This window comes from Nonomuraea terrae (genome assembly GCF_004348995.1).
In the GTDB taxonomy this organism is placed as follows: Bacteria; Actinomycetota; Actinomycetes; order Streptosporangiales; family Streptosporangiaceae; genus Nonomuraea; species Nonomuraea terrae.
Genome location: NZ_SMKQ01000075.1, coordinates 1 through 24,647 on the forward strand (window position 1 = coordinate 1; position 24,647 = coordinate 24,647).

The 24,647-nt window shown below is 71.0% G+C and carries 25 protein-coding genes; 9 read left to right on the forward strand and 16 right to left on the reverse strand.

Annotation, left to right across the window (positions count from 1 at the left end; translation table 11 throughout):
- Nucleotides 1-32: 32 nt before the first annotated feature.
- Both E1286_RS23305 and E1286_RS23310 read right to left on the reverse strand, forming a co-directional pair.
- On the reverse strand, nucleotides 33-872 hold the full coding sequence (locus tag E1286_RS23305) for an SRPBCC family protein (RefSeq protein WP_132615566.1): 840 nt from the start codon (nucleotides 870-872) through the stop codon (nucleotides 33-35).
- On the reverse strand, nucleotides 865-1,443 hold the full coding sequence (locus tag E1286_RS23310) for a helix-turn-helix domain-containing protein (protein ID WP_132615567.1): 579 nt from the start codon (nucleotides 1,441-1,443) through the stop codon (nucleotides 865-867). Before E1286_RS23310 ends, E1286_RS23305 begins: the two co-directional genes overlap by 8 nt.
- 178 nt (nucleotides 1,444-1,621) lie before the next feature.
- On the opposite strand from E1286_RS23310, the gene E1286_RS23315 reads away from it, so the two are divergent.
- A complete protein-coding gene (locus E1286_RS23315; RefSeq protein WP_246075060.1) occupies nucleotides 1,622-2,446 on the forward strand; it encodes an AraC family transcriptional regulator in 825 nt (274 codons plus the stop codon).
- Between the two features lie 6 nt (nucleotides 2,447-2,452).
- Here the strand turns inward: E1286_RS23315 and E1286_RS23320 are convergent, their stop codons facing one another.
- Nucleotides 2,453-3,478 carry a GDP-mannose 4,6-dehydratase gene (locus tag E1286_RS23320; RefSeq protein ID WP_132615568.1) on the reverse strand — a complete coding sequence of 342 codons (1,026 nt, stop codon included), beginning with the start codon at nucleotides 3,476-3,478 and terminating at the stop codon, nucleotides 2,453-2,455.
- Between the two features lie 248 nt (nucleotides 3,479-3,726).
- Between E1286_RS23320 and E1286_RS23325 the strand changes: the two genes are divergently transcribed.
- The 4 genes from E1286_RS23325 (at nucleotide 3,727) to E1286_RS23340 (ending at nucleotide 7,911) form a co-directional block, all read left to right on the forward strand.
- On the forward strand, nucleotides 3,727-4,971 hold the full coding sequence (locus E1286_RS23325) for a glycosyltransferase family 4 protein (protein WP_132615569.1): 1,245 nt from the start codon (nucleotides 3,727-3,729) through the stop codon (nucleotides 4,969-4,971).
- 22 nt (nucleotides 4,972-4,993) lie between these two features.
- On the forward strand, nucleotides 4,994-5,704 hold the full coding sequence (locus E1286_RS23330) for a class I SAM-dependent methyltransferase (protein ID WP_187368209.1): 711 nt from the start codon (nucleotides 4,994-4,996) through the stop codon (nucleotides 5,702-5,704).
- The gene (locus tag E1286_RS23335) at nucleotides 5,701-6,759 is read left to right on the forward strand and encodes a glycoside hydrolase family 15 protein (RefSeq protein ID WP_165969866.1); all 1,059 of its coding nucleotides are present in this window, start codon (nucleotides 5,701-5,703) and stop codon (nucleotides 6,757-6,759) included. The genes E1286_RS23330 and E1286_RS23335 overlap by 4 nt, the downstream gene beginning before the upstream one ends.
- A gap of 144 nt (nucleotides 6,760-6,903) precedes the next feature.
- Nucleotides 6,904-7,911 (forward strand): DUF1702 family protein, encoded by a 1,008-nt coding sequence (locus tag E1286_RS23340; RefSeq protein ID WP_281282720.1) that lies wholly within the window; start codon nucleotides 6,904-6,906, stop codon nucleotides 7,909-7,911.
- 36 nt (nucleotides 7,912-7,947) lie between these two features.
- On the opposite strand, the gene E1286_RS23345 is transcribed toward E1286_RS23340, so the two are convergent.
- On the reverse strand, nucleotides 7,948-8,577 hold the full coding sequence (locus E1286_RS23345) for a class I SAM-dependent methyltransferase (RefSeq protein ID WP_187368210.1): 630 nt from the start codon (nucleotides 8,575-8,577) through the stop codon (nucleotides 7,948-7,950).
- Between the two features lie 85 nt (nucleotides 8,578-8,662).
- On the opposite strand from E1286_RS23345, the gene E1286_RS23350 reads away from it, so the two are divergent.
- From E1286_RS23350 to E1286_RS23360, 3 genes are read left to right on the forward strand one after another with little or no spacing between them, the layout of a single operon-like run.
- Entirely contained in the window at nucleotides 8,663-9,115 is a 453-nt protein-coding gene (locus E1286_RS23350) for a pyridoxamine 5'-phosphate oxidase family protein (RefSeq protein WP_132615572.1), read from the forward strand.
- On the forward strand, nucleotides 9,112-9,303 hold the full coding sequence (locus tag E1286_RS23355; protein WP_132615573.1) for a ferredoxin: 192 nt from the start codon (nucleotides 9,112-9,114) through the stop codon (nucleotides 9,301-9,303). The genes E1286_RS23350 and E1286_RS23355 overlap by 4 nt, the downstream gene beginning before the upstream one ends.
- A gap of 27 nt (nucleotides 9,304-9,330) precedes the next feature.
- Nucleotides 9,331-10,419, forward strand: coding sequence for a Zn-dependent alcohol dehydrogenase (locus E1286_RS23360; RefSeq protein WP_132615574.1), 1,089 nt, complete (start codon nucleotides 9,331-9,333; stop codon nucleotides 10,417-10,419).
- A gap of 49 nt (nucleotides 10,420-10,468) precedes the next feature.
- Here E1286_RS23360 and E1286_RS23365 read toward each other — a convergent pair whose 3' ends face one another.
- The 10 genes from E1286_RS23365 to E1286_RS23410 all read right to left on the reverse strand — a co-directional run bounded on the left by E1286_RS23365 (nucleotide 10,469) and on the right by E1286_RS23410 (nucleotide 21,923).
- Complete coding sequence (locus E1286_RS23365) at nucleotides 10,469-11,425, reverse strand: alpha/beta hydrolase (RefSeq protein ID WP_132615575.1); 957 nt, start codon at nucleotides 11,423-11,425, stop codon at nucleotides 10,469-10,471.
- 5 nt (nucleotides 11,426-11,430) lie between these two features.
- Nucleotides 11,431-12,420 carry a helix-turn-helix domain-containing protein gene (locus E1286_RS23370; RefSeq protein ID WP_132615576.1) on the reverse strand — a complete coding sequence of 330 codons (990 nt, stop codon included), beginning with the start codon at nucleotides 12,418-12,420 and terminating at the stop codon, nucleotides 11,431-11,433.
- Between the two features lie 179 nt (nucleotides 12,421-12,599).
- Nucleotides 12,600-13,604 (reverse strand): sugar phosphate isomerase/epimerase family protein, encoded by a 1,005-nt coding sequence (locus E1286_RS23375; RefSeq protein WP_132615577.1) that lies wholly within the window; start codon nucleotides 13,602-13,604, stop codon nucleotides 12,600-12,602.
- Nucleotides 13,605-14,756, reverse strand: a complete 1,152-nt coding sequence (locus tag E1286_RS23380; RefSeq protein ID WP_132615578.1) for a Gfo/Idh/MocA family protein — start codon at nucleotides 14,754-14,756, stop codon at nucleotides 13,605-13,607. It lies immediately after the preceding gene.
- A gap of 11 nt (nucleotides 14,757-14,767) precedes the next feature.
- Nucleotides 14,768-15,811: an ABC transporter substrate-binding protein gene (locus tag E1286_RS23385; RefSeq protein ID WP_132615579.1), complete on the reverse strand. Its 1,044-nt coding sequence runs from the start codon at nucleotides 15,809-15,811 to the stop codon at nucleotides 14,768-14,770.
- Nucleotides 15,808-16,830 carry an ABC transporter permease gene (locus E1286_RS23390; RefSeq protein ID WP_132615580.1) on the reverse strand — a complete coding sequence of 341 codons (1,023 nt, stop codon included), beginning with the start codon at nucleotides 16,828-16,830 and terminating at the stop codon, nucleotides 15,808-15,810. The genes E1286_RS23385 and E1286_RS23390 overlap by 4 nt, the downstream gene beginning before the upstream one ends.
- Nucleotides 16,830-18,314 carry a sugar ABC transporter ATP-binding protein gene (locus E1286_RS23395; protein ID WP_132615581.1) on the reverse strand — a complete coding sequence of 495 codons (1,485 nt, stop codon included), beginning with the start codon at nucleotides 18,312-18,314 and terminating at the stop codon, nucleotides 16,830-16,832. The genes E1286_RS23390 and E1286_RS23395 overlap by 1 nt, the downstream gene beginning before the upstream one ends.
- A 12-nt stretch (nucleotides 18,315-18,326) precedes the next feature.
- Nucleotides 18,327-19,484 (reverse strand): ROK family transcriptional regulator, encoded by a 1,158-nt coding sequence (locus tag E1286_RS23400; protein ID WP_132615582.1) that lies wholly within the window; start codon nucleotides 19,482-19,484, stop codon nucleotides 18,327-18,329.
- A 455-nt stretch (nucleotides 19,485-19,939) separates the two neighbouring features.
- Nucleotides 19,940-20,812, reverse strand: coding sequence for an SDR family oxidoreductase (locus E1286_RS23405; protein WP_132615583.1), 873 nt, complete (start codon nucleotides 20,810-20,812; stop codon nucleotides 19,940-19,942).
- Nucleotides 20,813-20,864: 52 nt separating this feature from the next.
- On the reverse strand, nucleotides 20,865-21,923 hold the full coding sequence (locus E1286_RS23410) for an MBL fold metallo-hydrolase (protein WP_132615584.1): 1,059 nt from the start codon (nucleotides 21,921-21,923) through the stop codon (nucleotides 20,865-20,867).
- 44 nt (nucleotides 21,924-21,967) lie between these two features.
- On the opposite strand from E1286_RS23410, the gene E1286_RS23415 reads away from it, so the two are divergent.
- Nucleotides 21,968-22,813 carry a glutathione S-transferase family protein gene (locus E1286_RS23415; RefSeq protein ID WP_132615585.1) on the forward strand — a complete coding sequence of 282 codons (846 nt, stop codon included), beginning with the start codon at nucleotides 21,968-21,970 and terminating at the stop codon, nucleotides 22,811-22,813.
- On the opposite strand, the gene E1286_RS23420 is transcribed toward E1286_RS23415, so the two are convergent.
- Together E1286_RS23420 and E1286_RS23425 are read right to left on the reverse strand one after the other, a co-directional pair.
- On the reverse strand, nucleotides 22,761-24,041 hold the full coding sequence (locus E1286_RS23420; RefSeq protein WP_132615586.1) for an MFS transporter: 1,281 nt from the start codon (nucleotides 24,039-24,041) through the stop codon (nucleotides 22,761-22,763). The genes E1286_RS23415 and E1286_RS23420 overlap by 53 nt on opposite strands.
- Nucleotides 24,038-24,604: a winged helix-turn-helix domain-containing protein gene (locus E1286_RS23425; RefSeq protein WP_132615587.1), complete on the reverse strand. Its 567-nt coding sequence runs from the start codon at nucleotides 24,602-24,604 to the stop codon at nucleotides 24,038-24,040. The genes E1286_RS23420 and E1286_RS23425 overlap by 4 nt, the downstream gene beginning before the upstream one ends.
- Nucleotides 24,605-24,647: the final 43 nt, after the last annotated feature.

Sequence of the window (24,647 nt, forward strand, 5' to 3'; positions counted from 1 at the left end):
GGTCTTGTACGCTCGTGCGGCCCGCGAGACGACTACGCCAGCACCACCGGCTGCCAGTCGGGCACCTCGTGGTAGCGCCGCAGCTCGGCCAGGCCCGACAGGATTCCGCCCCATCCCGCGTACGGCGGCTGCGCCTCGTCGAACCCGCTCTCCACCAGAGTCAGCCGCGTCTTCCCGCCGGACCCCTCCAGCTCCCACGTGCCGACCCCGTTCCCGGGTCCCCAGTCGACCGAGAACTTACGGTCGGGCACCAGCTCCAGCACCTTCGCCGGGCTCGGGTCGTTGTCGAAGCCGCCCATCGCGAACCGGCCGCCCACGTGCGGCTCGATCTCGATCGGGAAGCCGAACCACTTCGACACGGCCTCCGAGTCGATCAGCGAGGCGAACACCGCCGACGGCGAGGCGTCGATCACGACGGATGCCCGCAGATCGGCGGAGGTGTAGTCGGCCTTGGGCGTCAGCTCGCGGCCCTCGAAGTGCTCGGCCAGGTTGGCCAGCACCTGGCACCAGTACGTCTGCAGCACGCCGCGGATGCTCTTGCCCGTCAAGACGTCCTGGAAGTCGAAGTGCGTCTGCGACACCGTCACGAGCGTCACCTCGTCGCCGTCGGCCTCCACGCTCAGCTCGGAGGTGGTCTCCTCGCCGTCGAGCAGCCAGGCGAAGCGCACCGTACGCTCGTCGGCGTGCAGCAGCCGCTGGTGCGGCGCGTCGCCCTCCGGCGTCGTGCGCCCCCAGAAGGCGAACCGGTCGGGCAGCTCCACCTCGGCGTGCTCGGCGAGCCAGACGCGCAGGGACGCCGGGTCGGTCAGGGCGTGGCGCACCTCCTTGACGGGGGCGGGGATGCGGGCGCGGATGATCAGAGGCTCAGTCATCGTCACGTTCTCCTTCGGGCTGTGGCTCGGCTTTGGGGTAGCAGGCGACGGCCAGCTTGAAGGCGTCGCCTTCGGCACCGCCGTAGCGGGTGAACAGGTCTTGCAGCATGGTCTGCAGGTCGTTCAGGAACGCCTGGCGCTGTTCGGGGCGCACGTGGATCTCCCCTGACAATCCGATGGACGGCAACTCGGGCGCGTTGCGGTCGAGCGCCGCCACGTCGGCCTGGACCTCCTCCATGAGGTCGAGCAGGTAGCCGAGGCTGAGCTCGTCACGCGCCCTGCGCAGCCCGATCCGGCCCACCAGGCGCGGCGACAGCCAGTACGACCGCGCGCCGGCCTGGTAGATGCCCTCGGTGATGCCGCGCACCTTGCGTTCGGACACCAGGTCGACCAGCCCGGCCTCCACGAGCCGTTTGACGTGGTAGTAGACCCGCTGCGGCGTCTGCCCGAGTCGCTCGGCCACCTCGGAGCAGGTGCGCGGCTCGGCCAGCTGCCGCAGCACCTCCACGCGCTGCGGCTTGAGCAGGGCTTCGGCCTGCTCGATCTCTTCCAGGTACAGGACGTCTCTCATCGCAAAAACAATCCTTTACGTAAAAACTCTCTTTGTCAATAGCGGCGGGCCGGACGCTGAGGTTGCTCGCGGGCGAGGTGAGTGGAAGGCGGGCCGGACGCCGTGGTCGCTCATCGGGCGAGGCGGAGGCGGGCGGGCCGGACCGGACAGGGAGCCAGGCGTCGGGAAGAATGGAGCGGTGGGACGGGACTGGGCTCGGTACTGGCGGGCGCCCGATCGAGAGCTCGAGGCGATGTACGCCCACTTCGAGCGGCACGTCTACCACCGCCACAGCCACGAGACGTACTCGTTCGGCGTCACCGAGACCGGCGCGCAGGCGTTCACGTGCCGCGGGGCGGCGCACACCAGCGCCGCCGGCATGGTCATGGCCTTCAACCCCGAAGACCCCCACGACGGTCACGCCGCCGACGCGCTCGGCTTCACCTACCGCATGGTCCACATCGGCCCGCGGCTCCTCAGCGGCGCGCTCGCCGACGCGACGGGTCACCGCGCGGGCCTGCCGCTGTTCGCGTCACCGGTGCTGGACGACCCCGCCCTGGCGGGCGCTCTGCGCGCCCTGCACGCGGCCCTCCTGGACGACGGCGCCACGGCGCTGCGCCGCGACGAGCTGCTCCAGGCGACCATCGCGGCGATCGTCCGCAGGGCCGCGACGGCAACGCCCCACGCGCCGGCCCGGCCGACACGGTCCAGGCGGGTGGCGGGCCAGGCCAGGCAGGTCCTCCATGACCGCCTGACGGACGACCTCACCGTCGACGACCTCGCCCACGCGGCGGGAGCCAGCCGGTACGCCGTCTACCGCGCCTTCCGGTCCGAGTACGGCCTCTCCCCCAGCGACTACCAGCGCCAGCTCCGCCTCAGAACGGCCCGCGACCTGATCGCTGCGGGAACGCCGATCAGCGAGGCGGCAGCGGCGACGGGCTTCGCCGACCAGGCCCACCTGACCCGCTGGTTCACCCGCTGCTTCGGCCTCACCCCGGGCGCCTACCGCCGCGCCACCCGTTGAGGAAGGTCAGGGCCAGGAGCTGTCCTGGTCGGGGTCGCCGCCGTCGGTGAGGAGGCGGAGGTCCGATTCGACCATCATCGCCACCAGCTCGTCGAACGCCACCCGCGGCTCCCACCCCAGCTGCGTCCGCGCCTTCTTCGGGTCGGCGCACAGCAGGTCCACCTCGGCCGGCCGGTGCAGCGTCTGGTCGGTCACGACGTACCGCTCCCAGTCGAGCCCTGCGGCGCTGAAGGCGGCCTCGACCAGCTCCCTGACCGACTTCATGTGGCCGGTGCCGATCACGTAGTCCTCGGGGGTGGCGGTCTGCAGCATCAGGTGCATGGCCTTGACGTAGTCGCCGGCGTACCCCCAGTCGCGCCGGGCCTCCAGGTTGCCGAGGCGCAGCTCGGTGGCCTGGCCGAGCTTGATGCGGGCCACCCCGAGCGACACCTTCCGTGTCACGAACTCGGCCCCGCGCCGCGGCGACTCGTGGTTGAACAGGATCCCGGAGACGGCGTACATGCCGTACGACTCGCGGTAGTTCTGGGTGAGGAAGTGGCCGTACGCCTTGGCCACCCCGTACGGCGAGCGCGGGTGGAAGGCGGTGCGCTCGTTCTGCGGGGTCTCGGTGACCTGGCCGAACATCTCAGAGGACGAAGCCTGATAAAAGCGTATCTGTCCGGACGCCGCCGCAGCCCCCCGCGACACTCCCGAGCACACCCGGATGGCTTCCAGCATCCGCAGCACGCCCATCCCGGTCACCTCGGCCGTGAGCTCCGCCTGCTCCCACGACATGGGCACGAACGAGATCGCCCCCAGGTTGTAGACCTCGTCGGGCTGAACACGTTCCACGGCCGAGATCAGCGACCCCTGGTCCAGCAGGTCACCGCGCACCACCTGTACGTCGGAGAGCAGCTTGCGCATCCGGGAGACCCGTGGGTTCGCCTGGCCGCGGGCCAGCCCCCACACCTCGTACCCCTGGTCGAGCAGGTGCTCCGCCAGGTACGAACCGTCCTGGCCGGTGATGCCGGTGATCAGAGCGCGCCTGGCCAAGGGTCCTCCAAGTATCGCCTTCCGCATCCCTTTGGGACGGGAATGTACAGCTAAGCACCTCGATGGGCATCACCCGCGTAGAACACGTTCCACCGAACCACGCTCGGCCGTGGCAACGTCGCAGTTCGCGCCGCCTGCGACGCTCACTGACAACAATTCCACCGGACCTACCGAATGGTAGCCTTTTCGGACTAAGGTCATCTTTCACGGTACACGCCCGGCTCAGGGCCTTACCGGCGGAGAAAGGGGTGTCCGTGCGGGAGCGAACGCTGCGGATCGCGCTGCTGTCCTACCGCAGCAAGCCCACCTGTGGCGGCCAAGGGGTCTATCTCCGCCACCTGAGCCGTGAGCTGGTCGCCCTCGGACACCACGTCGAGGTGTTCTCCGGCCAGCCCTATCCCGAGCTCGACGAAGGTGTCATCCTGCGCGAGGTGCCCAGCCTCGACCTCTACCGCGACGAGGACCCGTTCAGGACGCCCAAACTGCACGAGTACCGCGACTGGATCGACCTGCTCGAAGTCGGCACCATGTGGACCGCCGGGTTCCCCGAGCCGCTGACGTTCACCCTGCGTGCCTACCGCGAGCTGAAGAAGCGCGTCGGCGACTTCGACGTCGTGCAGGACAACCAGACGCTCGGCTACGGCCTGCTCGGCATCCAGAAGCTCTTCCCGGTGGTCGGCACCATCCACCACCCGATCAGCGTCGACCGCCGCATCGAGCTGGAGGCCGCCCAGGGCGCGAAGAAGCTCACCATGCGCCGCTGGTACGGCTTCGTGAAGATGCAGTCGCGCGTCGCGCCCCGGCTGAACCCGATCCTCACCGTCAGCGAGTCGTCGCTGGCCGACATCCACCGCGACTTCAACGTCCCGCAGGCCAACATGCGCCTGATCCCGCTCGGCGTGGACACCCGCTACTTCCACCCGCGCCCGGACAAGCCGCGCCGCAAGGGCTCGATCGTCGCCGTGGCCAGCGCCGACTCGCCCATGAAGGGCGTGGCCACGCTGCTGCGGGCGGTCGCCAAGCTGGCGACCGAGCGCGACGTGAACCTCACCGTCGTCAGCAAGCCCACCCCCGGCGGCCCGACCGAGCAACTCGTCCAGGAGCTGTCCCTGCACGACCACGTACGGTTCGTGCACGGCATCTCCGACGACGAGCTGGGCGAGCTGATCGCCACCTCCGAGATCTCCGTGGTGCCCAGCCTCTACGAGGGCTTCTCGCTGCCGGCCGTCGAGCACATGGCCTGCGCCACCCCGCTGGTCGCCAGCCGTACGGGCGCGCTGCCCGAGGTCGTGGGCGACGCGGCCGTGCAGGTGCCGCCGGGCGACGCCGAGGAGCTGGCCGCGGTGCTGCGCCGGCTGCACGACTCCCCCGAGGAGCGCGAACGGGTCGGCAAGGCCGGCTACGACCGGGTCATGGAGCGTTACACCTGGCAGGTCGTGGCCAAGAAGACCGTCGAGGCGTACCACGAGGCCATCGCGGCCCGATCCCGCTGAATCACGAGGAGAGAGCGACAAAGTGCTGACCGTGGACTTCGCCCGGCTGCCCGTCCGCCCCGGCGTGCGCGTGCTCGACCTGGGCTGCGGCGGCGGCCGGCACGCCTTCGAGGTGCTGCGCCGGGGAGGCGACGTGGTCGCCTTCGACATGGACCAGGCGGAGCTGGACGGCGTGGCGTCCATGTTCGCGGCGATGGACAAGGCCGGCGAGGTGCCGCCGGGGGCCGCCGGCCGGACCGTGCGGGGCACGGCGCTGGACATGCCGTTCGAGGACGGCAGTTTCGACCGGGTCATCGCGGCGGAGGTGCTGGAGCACATCCCCGACGACATGGCGGCCATGCGCGAGGTCTTCCGCGTGCTCAAGCCGGGCGGCACGGCCGCGGTGACCGTGCCGAGCTTCCTGCCCGAGCGCATCTGCTGGGCGCTGGACGAGGCGTACCACACCGCGCCCGGCGGGCACGTGCGCATCTACACGCTGGCCGAGCTGTCGGCCAAGCTGAAGTCCGTCGGGTTCACGATCGGCCCGCACCACCACGCCCACGGACTGCACGCGCCGTACTGGTGGATCAAGTGCGCGGTGGGCGTGAACAACGACGACCACCCGCTGGCGAAGGCGTACCACGAGCTGCTGGTCTGGGACATCATGAAGCGACCGGCCGCCACCCGCGTCGCCGAGGCCCTGCTCAACCCGATCATCGGCAAGAGCGTGGTCCTCTACATCAGAAAGCCATGATCTCCCGAGAGGAGGTCGTGCGGACGGGCGAGAGCATCGCGGCGATCCAGCAGGACGACGGCGGCGTGCCCTGGCCCGAGGGTCACGTGGACGCCTGGAACCACGTCGAGTGCCTGATGGCCATGTCCGTGGCCGGCCTGGAGGAGCCCGTACGCCGCGGCTACGCCTGGCTGGCCCGCCATCAGCGCGCCGACGGCTCGTGGCCGATGAAGCTGGCCGGCGGCGTGCCCGCGGAGCTCGGCGGTGAGAGCAACCATGCCGCGTACGTCGCCGCCGGGATCTGGCACCACCATCTCGTCACCGGCGACCAGCGCGTCACCGAGGAGCGCTGGCCGATGGTCAAGGCCGCGCTCGACTACGTGGTGGACCTGCAGACCGAGCGGGGCGAGATCGTCTGGGAGCGCGACGCGGAGGGCAGGGCCGCGGCGTACGCGCTGCTCACCGGATGCTCCTCGATCCACCAGGGGCTGCGCTGCGGCGTGCTGCTGGCCGACCACCTGGGCGACTCGCAGCCGCACTGGGAGCTGGCCGCCGACCGGCTCGCGCACGTGCTCAACGACCACCCCGAGGCGTTCGCCGACAAGAGCCGCTTCTCGATGGACTGGTACTACCCGGTGCTGGGCGGCGCGGTGCGCGGGCCGCGGGCGGCGGAGCTGCTGGAGCGCGAGTGGGACACGTTCGTGGTGCCGGGGCTCGGCATCCGCTGCGTGTCGGACCAGCCGTGGGTGACCGGGGCCGAGACGTGCGAGCTGGTGCTGGCCCTGGACGCCGTGGGCGACCGGGAACGGGCGCTGGCGCTGTTCGCCGACATGCAGCACCTGCGGCACGAGGACGGCTCGTACTGGACGGGCTGGCAGTTCGTCAATCGCCGGCACTTCCCGCACGAGCGCTCCGGATACACCGCGGCGGCGGTGGTGCTGGCGGCCGACGCGCTGTTCGGGTACTCGCCGGGCTCCGGGCTCTTCCGGGACGTCGAGAACGCGTGCGTGTCGGACCCTGAGGTGTGCGGCTGCGGGTCGCGCGTCCCTCCGCAGCCGGCCGACGAAGGCGCCTGACCCCCTCACGAATCCCCCGCAGCCGGACTGAAGACAAGCGCTTTTGCGGGTTCTTTGCCGGGGAAATTCGGTGCGCCGCCGGTGAAGGCCGCAAGGGGGTTACTAGCTTCGTGGGTGGCCGTACGAGGCGTCTTCGGGGGAAGCGTGGGCGACACGGGCACAACATCGTTCTTGGACCAGGGCAGGACCGAGCCGACACCCGAGCCGACGCTGTCCCCACCCAGGGGGCTGCGGAGGTTTCTGGGAAAGGATCCGGTGGAGTCCGATCTGAGCCGCCGCCGCTTCCGGCTCCGCGGCGGACCCGCCCGGACGGTCTTCACCACGGCGGAGACGTCGTACGTCTTCGGCTTCAACGCGGTGATGTCACGAGAGATCGAGAAGGTCGAGGACCTGCCGGAGGAGCAACGACCCTTCGGATACGAGGGCGCGGCGGCCGGCTGCACCCTGCTCGACCTGCTCACCCTGACTCGGGGCCGGCGCCTTCACGAGCTACTGGCCGGCCCCGCCCAGCATCACCGCCACGCCGCCTACCTGGGCGCCGGCCGCGCGTACGCGCTGCTGCGGCTGCGCCCGGTGTGGGGCGCGCGGCGGGCTCATCCGCTGCTGCGCTGGCTCGCGGTGGACGGGTTCGGCTTCCAGTGGAGCCTGTCCAGGGCCGACCGCATGATCGGCGAGCGGACGATGCCCGACCTGCTGACCCGGGCGCACTGCGCGGTGTTCGACCAGGGGCTCGGGCGGCTGCTCTGGTACCACGACGGCGCCTCGCCCGACGACGTGGCCGCCCGGATCGGCGGGTACCCGCCGTCGCGACGGGCCGACCTGTGGAGCGGTGTCGGGTTCGCGGCGGCGTACACCGGTGGGGCGGAGTCGGACGAGCTGTGGTGGCTGACCGAGCACGCGGGGGCGGACGGGTTCCGCTCGCACCTGGCGCAGGGGTGCGCCTTCGCGGTGGCCGCCCGGCTGCGCTCGGGGGCGCTGCCGGACCACGTGGCGCAGGCCGTGCTGATCCTGACGGGGGCCGAGCCGGACGAGGCCGCCGCGTGGACCGATCGGGCGCTCATCGCGCTCGGGCACGAGGCGCACACGCACGAGGACTTCCAGAGCTGGCAGAGCCAGACCCGCCGCTCCTGGACCCGACGCCACCGCTGCTGAGCCGGACGCCGGGGCCGACGTCGGGCACGTACGGGGCTAGATGCCGGGGCCGACGCGCTCCAGGACGCGGACGGAGCCCGTCTGCGACACCTCCGTGAACGCGCCGGAATCCAGCGCCCGCCGGTAGACCCGGTAGGGCGCCTGGCCGCCGGCGGCGGGGTCGGGGTAGATGTCGTGGAAGACCAGCGCCCCGCCGGGCATGACGTGGGGCGCCCAGCCCTCGTAGTCGTGGGTGACCGGATCCTCGGAGTGGCCGCCGTCGATGAAGAGCATGGCGAGCGGGGTGCTCCAGAGGGCGGCGACCCGCTCGGACCGGCCGACGATCGCGATCACCTCCTCCTCCAGCCCTGCCGCGGCGATCGTGGACCGGAACGTCGGCAGCGAGTCCATCTTCCCGAACCGGGGGTCGACCAGGGTCGGGTCGTGGTGGGCCCAGCCCGGCTGGATCTCCTCGGAGCCTCGGTGGTGGTCGACCGTGACGACCACGGACCCGGCCTGCCGCGCGGCGGCGCCGAGGTAGACGGCCGACTTGCCGCAGTAGGTACCGATCTCGCAGATGGGGCCGAGCTTGCCGTAGTGGCAGGCCGTTTCGTACAGGGCCAAGCCCTCTTCGTGGGGCATGAACCCTTTGGCGTGCTTGGCCGCGTACAGCAGCTCTGACGGCATCGTCATGGGCATGCACCCTAGCCCAACCGAATAACATTCCAGCGGACTCTTGCCCGGCTGTTCTGCAACCTGTTCTACTTGGCTCGTGAATCAGCGCGCTCGCATCGCGATGTCGGACGACGAGGTCACCGCCTTCCTGGAAGGGGCACGCAAGCTGCAGCTGGCGACCATCAACGCCGACGGCACCCCGCATCTGGTCACCATGTTCCACGCCCTGGACGAGGGGCAGGTGGTCTTCTGGACGTACGAGAAGTCGCAGAAGGCCAGGAACCTGGCGCGCGACCCACGGGTGAGCTGCCTGGTCGAGACCGGTGACGAGTACGCCGAGCTGCGCGGCGTCCTGCTGTACGGCAGAGCCGTGCCCGTGGAGGACCGCGACCGCGTCCTCGGCGTCGGCATGATGATCGCCCGCAGGATGACGCCCGGCGTGCCCGACGAGCTGCTGCTTCCGTACGTGGAGAAAACCGGTCGCAAGCGGCTCGCGTACGTCGTCGAGCGCGCCAAAGTGGTCTCATGGGATCACAGGAGGCTCAAGTGAAAGTCACAGTGGACGAGCTGGTCTGCGAGGCCAACGCCGTGTGCATGGGGCTCGCCCCCGAGGTGTTCGAGCTGGACGACGACGACCGGCTGCACATTCTTCTTCCCGAACCACCCGCCGAGGTGCAGGACCGCGTCCGTCACGCGGTCAGGTCCTGCCCGAAGGCCGCTCTGGCCCTCGAGGAATAGTCACCCCAGCCACGAGAGGAACCCCCCATGCGCGCCGCGATCCTGCACGCCGTAGGCAACGACAAGCTCGACATCCGCGACGACGTCACCCTGGCGCCCGTCGGGCCGGCCGAGGTCCGGGTGCGCATCCGGGCCACCGGCGTCTGCCACTCCGACCTGTCGGCCATGTCGGGGGTGCTGCCGCAGCCCGTGCCGCTGATTCCCGGCCACGAGGGCGCGGGTGAGGTGGTGGAGGTCGGCGGGCACGTCACCTCGCTGGCTCCGGGCGACCACGTGGTGATCAGCTGGCACCCGGCCTGCGGCGACTGCGACCTGTGCGTGGGCGGGCAGCCGTACCTGTGCAAGAAGTACCTGGTCGAGTCGTTCACCAAGGGCAACTTCCGCTTCGGCGGCGACGGGGCGACGGCGTTCGGGATGGCGGGGTGCGGCACCTGGGCCGAGGAGATCGTCGTGCCCGCACCCGCCGCGATCAAGATCGACGACGACGTGCCGTGGGAGGTCGCTGCTCTGATCGGCTGCGGCGTCACGACCGGCGTGGGCGCGGTGTTCAACACCGCCAAGGTACGTCCGGGCTCCACCGTCGCGGTGATCGGCTGCGGCGGCGTGGGCCTGTCGGTCATCCAGGGCGCGCGCGTCTCCGGCGCCCGGACGATCCTCGCGATCGACCCGCTGGAGTCGAAGCACGAGCTGGCCAGGAAGGTCGGCGCCACCCACGCGGCGACGCCCGACGAGGTGCCCGGCGCGCTCCAGGAGCTCACCGGCGGCGCGGGCTTCGACTACGGCTTCGAGGTGGTCGGCAAGTCCGCCACGATCCAGAGCGCCTGGCAGGTCACCCGGTCGGGCGGCGACGTCATCGTGGTGGGCGCGGGCGCGATGGACGACATGGTGTCGCTGTCGGCCTTCAGCCTGCTGTTCGAGGGCAAGAGGCTGCTGTCCAGCCTGTACGGCGAGTCCGACGTCCGGCACGACTTCCCGTACTTCGCCAAGCTGCACAAGGCGGGCCTGCTCGACCTCGAATCCATGATCAGCGCCCGCATCCGCCTCGGCGACCTGAACGACGCGGTCGCGGCGCTGCGCGGCGGCGAGGCGCTCCGTCAGATCGTGCTGATGGACTGACGAGCCCCGGCGGTCTCCTCCGCGCCGCACGGAGGGGGCCGCCGGCTTCCTACGCGCCGAGCAGGCGGCCGATGGCCTCGATCCGGTCGGCGATCATCCGCTCGCCGATGGCCGTGCCCGGGATGGCGTGCGCGACGTGGAAGGCCCCGCTGTAGTGGTGCAGCTCCGTGGGCACCCCGGCCTGCATGAGCAGGCGCGCGTAGTCGATCCCCTCGTCGCGGGTGGGATCGATCTGGTACGCCACCGTCCAGGCCGGGGGCAGGCCGGCGAGATCCCGCACCCGGGCACGGGCCGGAGCCGCGTGCACGGGCACGTCCGGGCCGCCCGGCTCCGCGGTCCCCTTGAGGTAGAGACGCCAGCTGTGCACGGAGTTCCTGGCCTGCCAGATCGGCGTGTCGGGAAGGTCGCGCATCGACGGTGTGCCGAGCCGGTCGTCCACCGTGGGGGCGTCGAGGAACTGGGCGATCAGGCGCGGCCCGCCGCGGTCGCGGGAGAGCAGGGTCAACGCGGCCGCCAGGCCGCCGCCCGCGCTCTCGCCGAGCACGCCTATCCTGCCGGTGTCGACGCCGAGAGCCGCGCCCTCGCCGCTGAGCCAGCCGAGCGCCGCGTAGCAGTCCTCAAGGCCCGCTGGGTAGGGGTGCTCGGGAGCCAGCCGGTAGTCCACTGCCACCACGACGACGCCCGCCCGGTCGGCGATCTGCCGTGCCGGGGTGTCGGTCAGCGCCAGGCTGCCCATGACGTACGCACCGCCGTGCAGGTACAGCAGGGCAGGCAGCGGTTCCGTGTGGCCGGCGGGCGCGTACACCCGTACGGGCACGTCCGGGGCCTGCGCCGGGCCGGGGACGAGCAGGTCCCGCACCGTCAAGGGGGTACGGGATTCGTACGCCGCCAGGTGCGCGACGATGTGCCGCTCGCTCTCCCGAGCCGCCGCCAGATCCGTCAGGTCCAGGGGAGGGATGGCGGCGGCGAGGCCGACCAGTTCAGGGTCAAGGATGATGTCCGTCATGCCGCTCATTCGACCAGGTCAGCGCCCGGCCCCGGTACGACGATTTGTGCGCTCCCGGACGTCGATTCGTGCGCGCGACGCTCCCGCCGCCAGCCCGCGGGCGTCATGCCGAACTCCCGCTGGAACGCCCGCTCGAACGTCCGCTGCTCGCACAGCCCCACGGCGGCCCCGATGTCCGACACCGGGCGCACGTCGTGCCTCGGGTCCGCCAGCATCGCCCGCGCCGCGAGCAGCCGCTGCCGCCTGATGTACGCCCCCGGCGTGGTCCCGATCACGGAGAACAGCGTGTGCACGTGCCGGACGGAGACATGGTGCCTGCGGGCCAGTTCGGCCACGGTGAGACGCGGGTCGGCCAGGTGCTCGCGGACATGGGCACGCATCAGCCCGAGCATCACCTCACCGGCGCTCCGGTCGGAGGGCGCCATGGGCGTCATGCCGCGCAGGGCCATCGTGAGCAGTTCGACCCCCGCCAGGCCGGCGTCGTGGCGCTGCTCGGCTGACAGGTCGTCGGCGAGCCGGAACAACTGGCCGACGTACCCCGACAGCAGCCGCAGGCCCGGCGACCGTACGTCCATGGCCCGCGCCAGGCCGTCGGTGATCTCGGACGGCCGCAGGGGCAGCAGGTCGCGCGGGAACTGCAACATCAGGCTGCGCACGTCGGACACGGAGTCCATCTCCCAGGCGCTCCTGGCCTCGTACAGCACGCCGACGCCCGGGCGGAGTTCGGCGGCCCGCCCCTGCTGGAGCAGCCGGCCGGAGCCCGCCAGGTGGACGCAGAAGAACAGGTCGTCCCGCTCTGCCTTGGCGGCCATGCCCGGTGTCCTGAACGTCCGCAGCGGCGTCATCCGGGCCTGGGAGAGGGAGACGGACATACTCAGAAGCTGCAGGTCGAGCCTTCCCCGGTAGTCGGGCCGCCGCTCGGCGATGACCGGCATGTAGCTCTGACCGGCCGCCAGCTCCAGTTCCTCCGCGGACCGCAGACTCTGGACAAACACCCCAAAAGAGTACTGAAGGGCCTTTTGTCAGAGCCCTTCGGTCCACCTTTCCCCACCACGGACGGCGGGAGCACCCTTGCTCATCGAAACGACCGACGACGCCCAGGCGCTGGTCGGCTCAACGCGCCGGGTGATGGGTGACCCGCGCCCCCGGAGCGCGGGAGCGCGGGGCCGGCGGGTCAGGTGGTGGAGAAGGCGGCGTCGAAGGCCGTCGTGGGCGGGGTGATGGAGTTGAGCTTGCGGATGTACGCCAACGCCTCCTTGGCCCCGTCGAGCCGGTCCATGCCCGCGTCCTCCCACTCGATCGAGATCGGGCCTTCGTAGCCGATCGCGTTGAGTGCGCGGAAGCAGTCCTCCCACGGCACGTCGCCCCGGCCGGTCGAGACGAAGTCCCAGCCGCGGCGCATGTCGGCCCACGGCAGGTGCGACGACAGGCGGCCCTTGCGGCCGTCGCCGACCCGCACCCGGGTGTCCTTGCAGTCGACGTGGTAGATGCGGTCCTTGAAGTCGAGGATGAACCCGACCGGGTCGATGTCCTGCCACACCATGTGGGACGGGTCCCAGTTGAGGCCGAACGCGGGCCGGTGGCCGATGGCCTCCAGGGTGCGCACGGTCGTGTGGTAGTCGTAGGCGATCTCGCTCGGGTGCACCTCGTGCGCGAACCGCACGCCGACCTCGTCGAAGACGTCGAGGATCGGGTTCCAGCGGTCGGCGAAGTCCTGGTAGCCGGCCTCCACCATCGAGGCCGGCACCGGCGGGAACATCGCGACGGTGTGCCAGATCGACGAGCCGGTGAACCCGACCACGGTGTCCACGCCCAGCAGCGAGGCGGCCCTGGCGGTGTTCCTCATCTCCTCGGCCGCCGCCTGCCGCACCGACTCGGGGTCGCCCGAGCCCCAGATGCGGGCGGGCAGGATCGCCTTGTGCCGCTCGTCGATCGGGTGGTCGCAGACCGCCTGCCCGACCAGGTGGTTGGAGATCGTCCACACCTTCAGGCCGTGCTTGTCCAGCTGGGCGCGCTTCTGCTCCACGTACGACGGGTCGGAGACGGCCTGCTCGACGTCGAAGTGGTCGCCCGAGCAGGCGATCTCCAGACCGTCGTAGCCCCACTCGGCGGCCAACCGGCACACCTCCTCGAACGGCAGGTCGGCCCACTGCCCCGTGAACAGCGTGACGGGTCTCATTCAGTCCTCCACGTTCGTGTAGCGGCTGCCTTCAGCCGCGCTCCGCTCGACCGCCTCCAGCACCCGCTGCACACGCAGCCCGTCGGCGAACGACGGCGTGGGGTCGGCGCCGGTGGCGACCGCCTCCAGGAAGTCCTTGATCTCGTGAGTGAAGGTGTGCTCGTAGCCGAGGCCGTGGCCGGGCGGCCACCAGGCGCCGACGTACGGGTGGTCGGGCTCGGTGACGAGGATCCGCTCGAAGCCGCCCCCGCCCTCGCTGAGCCACAACTCGTTCATGGCCTCGAAGTCGAACGCCAGGCTGCCCAGCGAGCCGTTGATCTCGATGCGCATCGCGTTCTTGCGCCCGCTGGCGAACCGGGTGGCCTCGAACGAGGCCACCCCGCCGCCCGACAGCCGCCCGATGAACAGGGCGGCGTCGTCGACGGTGACCGTGCCCTTCTCGGCCGACGCGGTGGCGCCGAGCCCGGCCGACTCGGCCGCGAGCGGGCGTTGCTTGATGAACGTCTCCGTCAGCGCCGAGACGCCGAGGATCCGCTGCCCGGTGATGAACTGGGCGGCGTCGACGATGTGGGAGCCGATGTCGCCGAGCGCGCCCGCGCCCGCCTTGTCCTTCTGCAGCCGCCAGACCAGCGGAAAGTCCGGGTCGACGATCCAGTCCTGCAGGTACGCGGCGCGTACGTGCCTGATCTCGCCGATCCGGCCCTGCTCGACGTACCGGCGGGCGAGCGCGATCGCGGGCACCCGCCGGTAGTTGAAGGCCACCATGCTCTTGCCCGGCGCCGTGGCGGCCGCCGCCACCATGGCCTCGGCCTCGGCGACGGTGTTGGCCAGCGGTTTCTCGCAGATCACGTGTTTGCCGGCCTCGAGCGCGGCGACGGCGATCTCCGCGTGGGAGTCACCCGGCGTGCAGATGTCGACGATCTGCACGTCGTCGCGCTTGACCAGCTCTCTCCAGTCGGTCTCGGCGGCAGCCCAGCCGAGCTGTGCCGCGGCAGCTTCCGTGCGCTCCTTCGACCTGCCCGCGATCGCGGCCATCCGCGGGCTCAGCGGGAGGTCGAAGAAGGCGCTGACGCTGCGCCAGGCCTGGGAGTGGACGCGGCCCATGAAGGCGTAGCCCACCATTCCCACGCCGATGGTGGTCTTGTCTGACATGCAACCCCCGATCAGGATTCGAAGCCGAGTGACAGGTAGTTCGCGACGTTCTCCCGGGTGATGGTCTCCGACGCGAGCGTGATCGACTGCGGAACCTGCCTCTCGACCAGATCACTCATGCCCTTCCCCTGTGCTATCAGACGGGCGAGCTTGATCGCCGAGGAGGCCATGGTCGGGCTGTAGGTCACCGTCGCCTGGAGCACGGAGTTGCCGGACTGGATCTCGCGCATCGCGTTCGCCGAGCCGGCGCCGCCGACCATGATGAACTCGTTGCGGCTGGCCTCGTTGATCGCGGCGAGCACGCCGACGCCCTGGTCGTCGTCGTGGTTCCAGAGCGCGTCGATCTTGCTGTGCGCCTGGAGCAGCGATGCGGCCACCTCGTTGCCGGTCTCGACGGTGAACTGGGCGTCCTGCTTGGCGGTGACGGTGAAGTTGTACTCCTTGAGCGCGTCCTCGAAGCCCTGGCTGCGCTCCTGGGTCAGCGGGAGCGTGGCGATGCCCTGGATCTCGACGATCACGGGGTTGGAGACGTTCTTGGACTGCAGCTGCTTGCCGATGAAGTGGCCGGCGGCCACGCCCATGCCGTAGTTGTCGCCGCCGACCCACGTGCGGTAGGCGAGCTTGTCGGGGAAGACGCGGTCGAGGTTGATGACCGGGATGCCGGCCTCGGTGGCCTGCAGCGCGACCTGGTTGAGCTGCTGGCCGTCGTTGGGCAGGATCACCAGCGCGTTCACCTTGGCCGCGATGAGCGACTCGACCGCGGAGATCTGCTGGTTGATGTCGTTCGTCGGCTCCACGGGCCGGAACTCGACGTCCGAGTACTGCTCGGCGGTCGCCTGGGCGTTCTTGGCGATCGCGGCGATCCAGCCGTGGTCGGCGGCCGGGGCCGAGAAGCCGATCACCACCCGATCGCCCGGCTGGTCGTTGCCGCCCGTGGCGGCGGGGGCGGGGGCCGCGCTGGTGGGCGCGGCCGCGGGCTCGTTGCTGGTGCAGCCCGTCGCTAAGAGGGCTGCTCCGCCGACAAGGAAGCCACGGCGTGCGACGTTCTCGCTCATGGTGATCTCTCCTTCAGGTTCCGCCGCTGGAGAAGGACGGCGACGACGATGATCAGGCCCTTGGCGATCAGCTGGTCGCTGGTGTTGAGCCCGTTGAGAATGAAAAGGTTGGTGATCAGGGTGAAGATCAGCAGGCCCAGGATGGAGCCGATGATCGTCCCGCGTCCCCCGGTGAGCAGCGTGCCGCCGATGATGACGGCGGCGATCGCGTCGAGCTCGTACAGGTCGCCGTGGGTGGACGAGCCCGTCGTCGTGCGCGCCATGATGAGGATGGCGGCGATGCCGCAGCACATCCCCGACAGGGCGTAGAGCAGCATCGTGTGCCTGCGCACGTCGATGCCGGCCAGGCGGGCGGCCTCGGGGTTGCCCCCGACCGCGTACGTGCGCCGCCCGAACGTCGTGCGGTTGAGCAGGATCCAGCCGAGCACCACGACCAGCGCGAAGATGTAGACCAGCAGCGGGATGCCGAGCACCCGCGAGGTCGACAGGTCCACGATGGCGGAGTTCTCCGCCTGGATGAGCTGCGTCCTGCGGTCGGACATCCGCTGCGCGAGGCCCCGCGCGGCCACCAGCATGGCCAGCGTGGCGATGAACGGCACCAGACGCCCGTAGGCGATGAGCCACCCGTTGACCAGTCCCGCTCCGGTGCCGACGAGGATCGCGCAGATCGCCATCACCACCGGCCCGTACGACTGCGTGGCCAGGGTCGTCGCCCAGACCGAGGCGAGCGCCATGACCGCGCCCACCGACAGGTCGATGCCCCCACCGATGATCACGAACGTGGCGCCGACCGTGATCACGCCGATCGTGGCCGCCAGCGACAGGATGCTGATCAGGTTGGACGTGGTGGCGAAGTTGTCCGGCCGGGTGACCAGGCCGACGACGATCAGGATCGCCAGCGCGGCCAGCAGGCCGAGGTGGCGCATCTCGCCGACTCCGCGCAGCACGGGAACGGTCCCGCGGATCGGACCGGCGCGCCCCGTGGCCGCCGGCGCCTGCGATTTCGTGGGCTCGCTCATCACGCCGCCTTCCCATTCATGATCATGTCCAGTACGCGGTGCTCGTCCAGCCCCGCCGCGTCGCCCTCGTGGATGACCCGGCCCTCGCGCAGCACCAGCACCCGGTCGGCGAGTCCGAGCACCTCGGGCACCTCGCTGGAGACCAGCAGCACGCCGATGCCCTGCTTGGCCAGGTCGTGGATCACGGCGTACAGCTCGGCCCGCGCGCCCACGTCCACACCGCGGGTGGGCTCGTCGAGCAGCAGCAGCCGGCGCCCGCCGAGCAGCCAGCGGGCGAGCACGGCCTTCTGCTGGTTGCCGCCGGAAAGGGTGCGGATCGGGCGTTCGGGGTCAGGCGGCCGGATTGACAGCATTTCCGACAGCCGCCTGGCCTCGGCGCGCTCGCGTTTGCGGTCGATCCAGCCGAACCTGGCGAACTCCGGCAGGGTGCCGAGCGTGATGTTGGCGGTGACGCTCTGGTCGAGGAGCAGGGCCTGGGCCTTGCGCTCCTCGGGGGCCAGGCCCATGCCGTGTTTGACGGTGCCGACGACGCCGCGGCGCACCTGCTTGCCCGAGAGCAGGACACGGCCGGAGGCGGGGCGGGCGCCGTAGACGGCTTCGAGGATCTCCGAGCGGCCCGAGCCGACGAGCCCGGCCAGGCCGACGATCTCGCCCGCCCGCACGGAGAACGACACGTCGCTGAAGACGCCGCGCGCGCTCAGGTTCTCCACCCGCAGCACCTCGTCGCCGAGCTCGCGCCCGCCTCTGGCCGGGAAGACGTACTCGACGTTGCGGCCGGTCATGAGGGAGACGATCCGGGACGTCGGGGTGTCGCGGGCGGGCAGGCCGACGGCGACCGTACGGCCGTCCTTCAGCACGGTGACCCGGTCGCCGATGTCGCGGATCTCCTCCAGCCGGTGGGAGATGTAGACCACGGCCACGCCCTGGGCGGTCAGCTCGCGGATGATACGGAAGAGGTTGGCCACCTCGTCGTGGGCGAGGGCGGCCGAGGGCTCGTCCATGATGATCAGGCGGGCCTCGTGGGAGAGCGCGCGGGCCATCGAGACGACCTGTTTGGCAGCCGGGGAGAGCCGTCCGACCTCGGTCGACGGGCGGATGTCCGGGTGGCCGAGGCGGTCCAGCACCTCGGCGGCGGCGCGGTTGGCCGCCGCCCTGTTGGTGAAGCCCAGGCGGGCGTGCTCGTGGCCGAGGAAGATGTTCTCGGCCACGCTGAGCCCGTCGACGAGGTCGAGCTCCTGGTAGATGGTGGCGAAGCCGAGCCTGATGGCGTCGATCGGGCTGGTGGGGCGCACTTCCTTCCCGTCGAACTGGATGGTGCCCTCGTCGGGCTGGTGGACCCCGGCCAGGACCTTGATCAGGGTGGACTTGCCGGCGCCGTTCTGGCCCAGCAGGCAGTGCACCTCTCCCGCCCGTACGTCGAGGTCGACTCCGTCCAGCGCGCGCACGCCGGGGAACTGCTTGACGATGCCCTGCATGACCAGCATCGGAGGTCCCTTTCAGGCGTTGACGATGCGGTTGATGTTGTCCGGTGACAGGTAGTGCTCGATGGCGAGCATCCCGGCGCCGAGCACGGCGGCGTTGATGCCCGTACGGCTCGGCGTGATCGACAGATGGTGGGTGGCCAGCGGGAGCGACCTGCGGTAGACCGTCTCCCTGATGCCGGCCAGGAGGTGCTCGTGCACCCGCGACAGCGCGCCGCCGATCACGATGACCTCGGGGTTGAAGAAGTTGACCAGGCTGGCGAGCACCTCGCCGATGAGCCGGCCGGCCTCTCTGACCAGCCGCAGCGCCTGGGTGTTCCCGGCCTGTACGAGCGCCACCACGTCGGCTCCCGACTCGGCGGGCAGGCCGAGCTCCGTGAGCCGGTGGGCGATCGCGGCGCCGCCCGCCACGGCCTCCAGGCAGGCGCTGTTGCCGCACCGGCAGCCGGCGTCGTCGTGGCCGCTGACCCGGATGTGGCCGATGTCGCCGGCCGAGCCCTGGGCGCCCCGGTGGAGCTTGCCCTCGGCCATGATGCCGCAGCCGATGCCGGTGCCGACCTTGACGAACAGCAGGTGCTCGGTGTCCGGGAAGGCGCCGCGGTGCTCGCCCAGCGCCATCACGTTGACGTCGTTGTCGACCAGGACCTCGACGCCCTCGAAGTACTCGGGGATGGGGTAGTCGTTCCAGCCGGGCATGATCGGCGGGTTGTTCGGCCGGCCGGTGGCGAACTCCACTGGCCCCGGCACGCCGATGCCGAGGGCGCGCAGCGCCTTGCGGGGCCGGCCCGCCTGGCTGAGCAGGTGGTCGAGGCGCTGGTCGACGTGGCCGAGCACCTTGTCGGGGCCCTCGCCGATGTGCAGTTTGTCCTCGCACTCGGCCAGCACGTCGCCGGAGATGTCCATGAGCGCGATCCGGCAGTGGGTGGCGCCCAGGTCGACGCCGGCGAAGGCGTGGTCCTCGGTGTGCAGGCGGAGCTGGCGCGGCGGACGTCCGCCGGTGGATTCGCCGCTCTCGGTCTCCTCGACCAGGCCACGCTCGATCAGCGCGTCCACGCGCTGGGAGATCGTGGACCTGGCCAGGCCGGTGAGCCTCGCGAGATCGGAACGGGTCGTGGCCGAGCCGGCGCTGATGAGCGTCAGCACGTCGCCGGCGGAGCCCGGCTGGGGGGTCATGCCGCCGACAATAAGATCACCGATGCGGCAAATCAAGAGCGAGAATCGACCAAACTCCCCTAACTTCCGCCGAAGATCGAACAAAGCCCAGGTTGTGCTTAAAATTTCCGACATTTCGGCGCTTGCCCGGCATTGGGAGCTCCACCTGATCTGTCGCCTGGCCCTCGCGAGGGTCTCATCAAGGCCATGACCGCGTACGCGACACGTCGGCCCGGCCGCCGCCTGAGCAGCTCGCGGCGAAGGCGGAGGTCGCCAGGGGGCGCGGATCTCTTCGAGTGGGTGAAGCGGGGGCCGGCTCGTGCCGGTGACGGCGCGGAACAACGCGCACACCGCGTACCGGACCGGACCGGCGACGATCGCGTCGACGAGGCGGTGGACGCGTACCTGCTGGAGGGGCCGGAAGGGAAGGTCCCCGCCGCGGAGGTGACTTGCCCGGCGGCGGGGACCCCGCGGAGCTAGAGCATCCGCTTCATGGAGTCGGAGGCCGACAGCACGTACGGCTGCTCGGCCATCACCGACTCCCAGTTGCCGGCGATGGCCTCGGGGGTGAGGTCGTCCGTCTTCCAGCCCGGCCCCTCGGCCACGAAGACGCGCGCCACCCGCCCGGCGCCGACGCTGAACACCTCGCCGCTCGCCTCGCACGACTCGTGCACGAGGTACGCCACCAGCGCGCTGACCCGCTCCGGCGTGAACCTGGCCTCGAACTCGGCCGGCAGCAGCGACTCGGTCATCCGGGTCCAGGCGATGGGCGCGATGGCGTTGGCCTTGATGCCGTTGCGCGCGCCCTCGATGCCGATCGTCTTGGTCAGGCCGACCAGGCCCATCTTGGCGGTGGAGTAGTTGGCCTGGCCGAAGTTGCCGAACAGGCCGGCCGGGCTGGTGGTGTTGACGACGCGCCCGTAGCCGGCCGCCTTCATCAGCGGGTAGGCGGCCTGGCTGACCAGGTAGGAGCCGCGTACGTGGACGGCGAGCACCGCGTCGAAGTCCTCGACCGTCATCTTGCCGAACGACCTGTCGCGCAGGATGCCCGCGTTGTTGACGACGATGTCGACCTTGCCGAAGGCGTCCACGGCGGCCTGGACGAGGGCCTTGGCGCCCTCGGGTGTGGCGACGTCGTCGGTGCTGGCCACGGCCTGGCCGCCGTTCTTGGTGATCAGCTCGACCACCTCGGCGGCGGGCCCGGCGGAGGCCCCCGTGCCGTCGAGCGCGCCGCCGAGGTCGTTGACGACGACCTTGGCGCCCCGCTCGGCCAGCAGGAGCGCGTGCGATCTGCCGAGGCCGTGCCCGGCCCCTGTGATGATCGCGACCCTGTCATCGAACCGAAGCATCGGACCTCCCGCGCAGGAGAACAACATTCTGGTACGAGTACGATAACCGCCCTCAGGCCGGCCGCCACAGGTCCGGCTCGCCCGGCTCCCTGACCACCCGCCCGCGCGCCTCCAGCCACACCAGGTGCGCCAGCGTCTCGTTGTTGGCCGAGCGCCGCATGTACGGCGGGATCGTCTCCCACGGCCGCGACCAGGTCAGGCCGGTCGCCACGCGCCAGCAGTCCACCCCGTCGTGCGCGCCCACGACCCGCTCGACCTCGGCCAGCCGCTCGTCGTGGTGCGCCATCACGTGATCCACCCGCTCGGCCAGCTCCAGGAACCGGTACTCGTGCGCGGGCAGCACCTCGTCCACCTCCAGTTTGCGCACGGCGGCCAGCGAGTCGAGGTAGTCGGCGAGCGGGTTCGGCCCCGACTGCGGGTGCACGGCCACCATGGGCGTGATCCTCGCCAGCACGTGGTCACCGGAGAACAGCAGCCGCCGCGCGGGCGAGACGAAGCACAGGTGCCCCGGCGAGTGGCCGGGGGTCCAGACGGCCTTGAGGTCCCAGCCGGGCAGGCCCAGGTCCTCGTCGTCCTCGACCAGCCGGTCGGGCCTGGCCATGGAGACCACGTGCCGGATCCGCATCGAGGCGCCGGCCAGCTCGTCGAGGGTCTCCGGCGGGACGCCGCAGCGCAGCAGCAGCGCGCGCTCCCGTTCGACCAGGGAGTGGAGGGCCTCGTCGTCGTAGCGCTCGCGCAGCAGGCGGGCGTCGGCCGGGTGCAGCGCGATCCAGGCGCCCGACGCCTCGCGTACGCGCCCGGCCAGTCCGTAGTGGTCGGGGTGCATGTGGGTGACGAGCACGCCCTTGACGTCGGTGATGGCGTACCCGGCCACGCCCAGCCCGGCGACGAGCGCGTCGTACGCCTCGTCGGTGTTCCACCCGGCATCGATGATCGCCACGCCGTCGGCGAGCTCCAGGGCGTAGACGAGCACGTACCGGAGGGGGTTGATCGGAATGGGCACCGGGATGGACCACAGCCCGGGACGCACCCGTTCGACGTCGGGGAAGGCGCCGCCGGTCCACGCGTCCCGCTGCGCCTCGTTGGCCGGGGTCACTGCAAATTTCGCCACAGGCCGAATATAGTTCTGTATCCGAATCGTGTTCTACTGGGGGCATGAAGCTGAGCCGCGAGATCTCCGAGGCCGGCCGCTTCGTCCGGCAACCCAACCGCTTCACCGACCGCCTCGGCCCGCCCGAGCCAGGCCGCTACCGTCTCTACGCCTCCTACGCCTGCCCGTGGGCCCAGCGGGTGCTGATCGTGCGCGAGCTGCTCGGCCTCCAGGACCTCCTGGACGTCGTGATCGTCGACCCGATCCGCGACGAGAAGGGCTGGCGCATCCCCGGCGGCGACCCCGAGTACCTGTCGGAGCTCTACCACGCGACCGACCCCGGCTACACCGGCCGTTACACCGTGCCGTGCGTCTGGGACGCCAAGGAGGGGCGGATCGTCACCAACGACTTCCCGCGGATCACCCTCGATCTGGAGATGTCGTGGGGCACCTCGCCCAACCTCTATCCCGAGCGCCTGCGCCCCGACATCGACATCATGAACGACCGCCTCTACCACGGGCTCAACAACGCGGTCTACGAGGCGGGGTTCGCGCGCGACCAGCAGGCGTACGAGGAGGCGGTGGCCCGTGTCTTCACCACGCTCGACTTCCTGGAGGTGCGGCTGTCGGAGTCGCGGTACCTCTTCGACACGCTGACCGACAGCGACGTGCGCCTCTACACGACCCTCGTCAGGTTCGACACCGTCTACCACTCCCACTTCAAGTGCTCGGTACGGCGGCTGACGGACTATCCGGCGCTGTGGGCGTACACGCGCCGGCTGCACGCCGTCCCGGCCTTCCGCGACACCACCGACTTCGACCACATCAAGCGCCACTACTTCATGACGCAGACGGACCTCAACCCGAGCCGGATCGTGCCGGTAGGGCCGGAGCTGGACTGGTCGCCGTAACGGGCATCCGGACGAACAGCAGGGCCGAGGCCAGCACGACCGCGGCGGTCACTCCCCACGCGGCACCCACCCCCGCCTGGGCCGCCAGCGCACCGGCCCACACGTTGGCCGCCACCCCGCCCGCCTGCAGCGCCAGCGAGCTCGTCGAGGTGACGGTGGTGCGCTCGGCGGCGCGGACCGCGCGATGCGTCATCTCCAGGCACAGCAGCCCGGCCACCGAGCCGCCCGCGAAGAGCAGGACGTACGCCAGGGCGGCGGACAGCAGCCCGGCCGCGCCGCCGAGCCCGGCCGTCGCGGCCAGCGCGCCGACGGAGCACGCCGCCAGCACCGAGCCCGCGATCGTGCCCCGGGCCGAGCCCCCGGCCAGCCGGGCCACGCCGGGGGCGAGCGCGCTGCCGAGCGCACTGCCCGCGAAGCCGAGCGCGGCCACCACGGCGTAGGCCATGCCGCCCGCCTCGGCGCCGCCGGCCAGCTCGGCCAGGCGGCCGGGGGTGAGCAGCTCGATGGAGGCGAGCATGACGCCCGACCCGAGGGCGGCGAGCATGAGACGGCGCAGCACGGGGCCGCCGACCGCCAGGCGCACGCCGCCCGCCACCGTGGCGGGCACCTCACGCAGCACGCCCGCGAGCGAGCGGCGCCCATGCGCCGGCTCGGGCAGCGCGAACAGCACCACGACCAGGTGGATCACCGCCGCCACCGCGCCCACCAGGCTCGGCGCGGCCAGCGGGAACATCAGCTTCGGCGGCACCACGAGCGGCAGGGCGCCGCCGGCCAGCACGCCGAGGCAGAGGGAGGCCGACTCCACGGCGCCACCGCGGGCCAGGCCCGGCTTGAGGTCGGCGCCGGGGCCGTCGATCCCGTGGAGCGTGTCGACGTACCAGGAGGTGGCGGGGCCGCTGGACAGCGCTCTGGCGACGCCCTTGAGCACCCCGCTGACCAGGAACATCCAGAACGTCGTGGCCACGCTCATCATCACCAGCGCCGCCACCAGGAACGCGGCGGAGGCGGCCAGCACCACACGCCGCCCCAGGATGTCGGCCAGGCCCCCGGTGGGCAGCTCCAGCGTCACGGTGACGACCGAGAACACGGTGATCGCCAGCCCGGCCTGGGCCAGGCCGAGACCTCGCTCGGTCATCAGCAGCACCATGGCGGGCATCATCAGCCCCACGGGCAGCCAGGTCAGAAAATTGACCAGCATGTAGCGCCGTAACGCGGAACGCGCGGTCACGCCTCTTCCTCCCGCTTGCGGGGGAAGCCCCCGACCCAGATGTAGACCTGCCTGGCCTCCGGCTCGCCCGCGTGACGCGCGGCCAGCTCGGCCAGCAACTCCTCGGCGCGCGCCGCGAACTCGGCCAGCGCGGCCGGCGGCAGTTCATGGACGTGGTCGCTCATGCCGGCCGCCTCCACCCACTCGGGCGCCCACTCGCCCTCGTCGAACTCCTCGATCGCCCGCGCCAGATGGTCGGCCTGCCGCAGCCGCAAGACCCTGACCGCCTCGCGGCCCTCGGCCGTGCCGTAGAGCTCGCGGCTGTTCCACGACGTGTAGCGGTGGCGGGCCCGCCAGCGGCGCTCACGGCCGTCGCGCCGGTCGGGGTCCTCCTCGATGAAGCCGTGCCTGAACAGCTCGCGCAGGTGGTAGCTGGTCGAGCCGGAGCTCTCCGCGACCTTGCGGCCGAGCTCGCTCGCGGTGGCCGGGCCGTCGGCGCGCAGCAGGCCGAGCAGCCTGGCCCGCAGCGGGTGGGCGACCGCTTTGAGCACCTGCGGGTCGCTGATCCTGTAGCGGTCCTCCATGCGGCCGAGACTAAACCACAAAGGGAATTTTGCAAAGTATCCT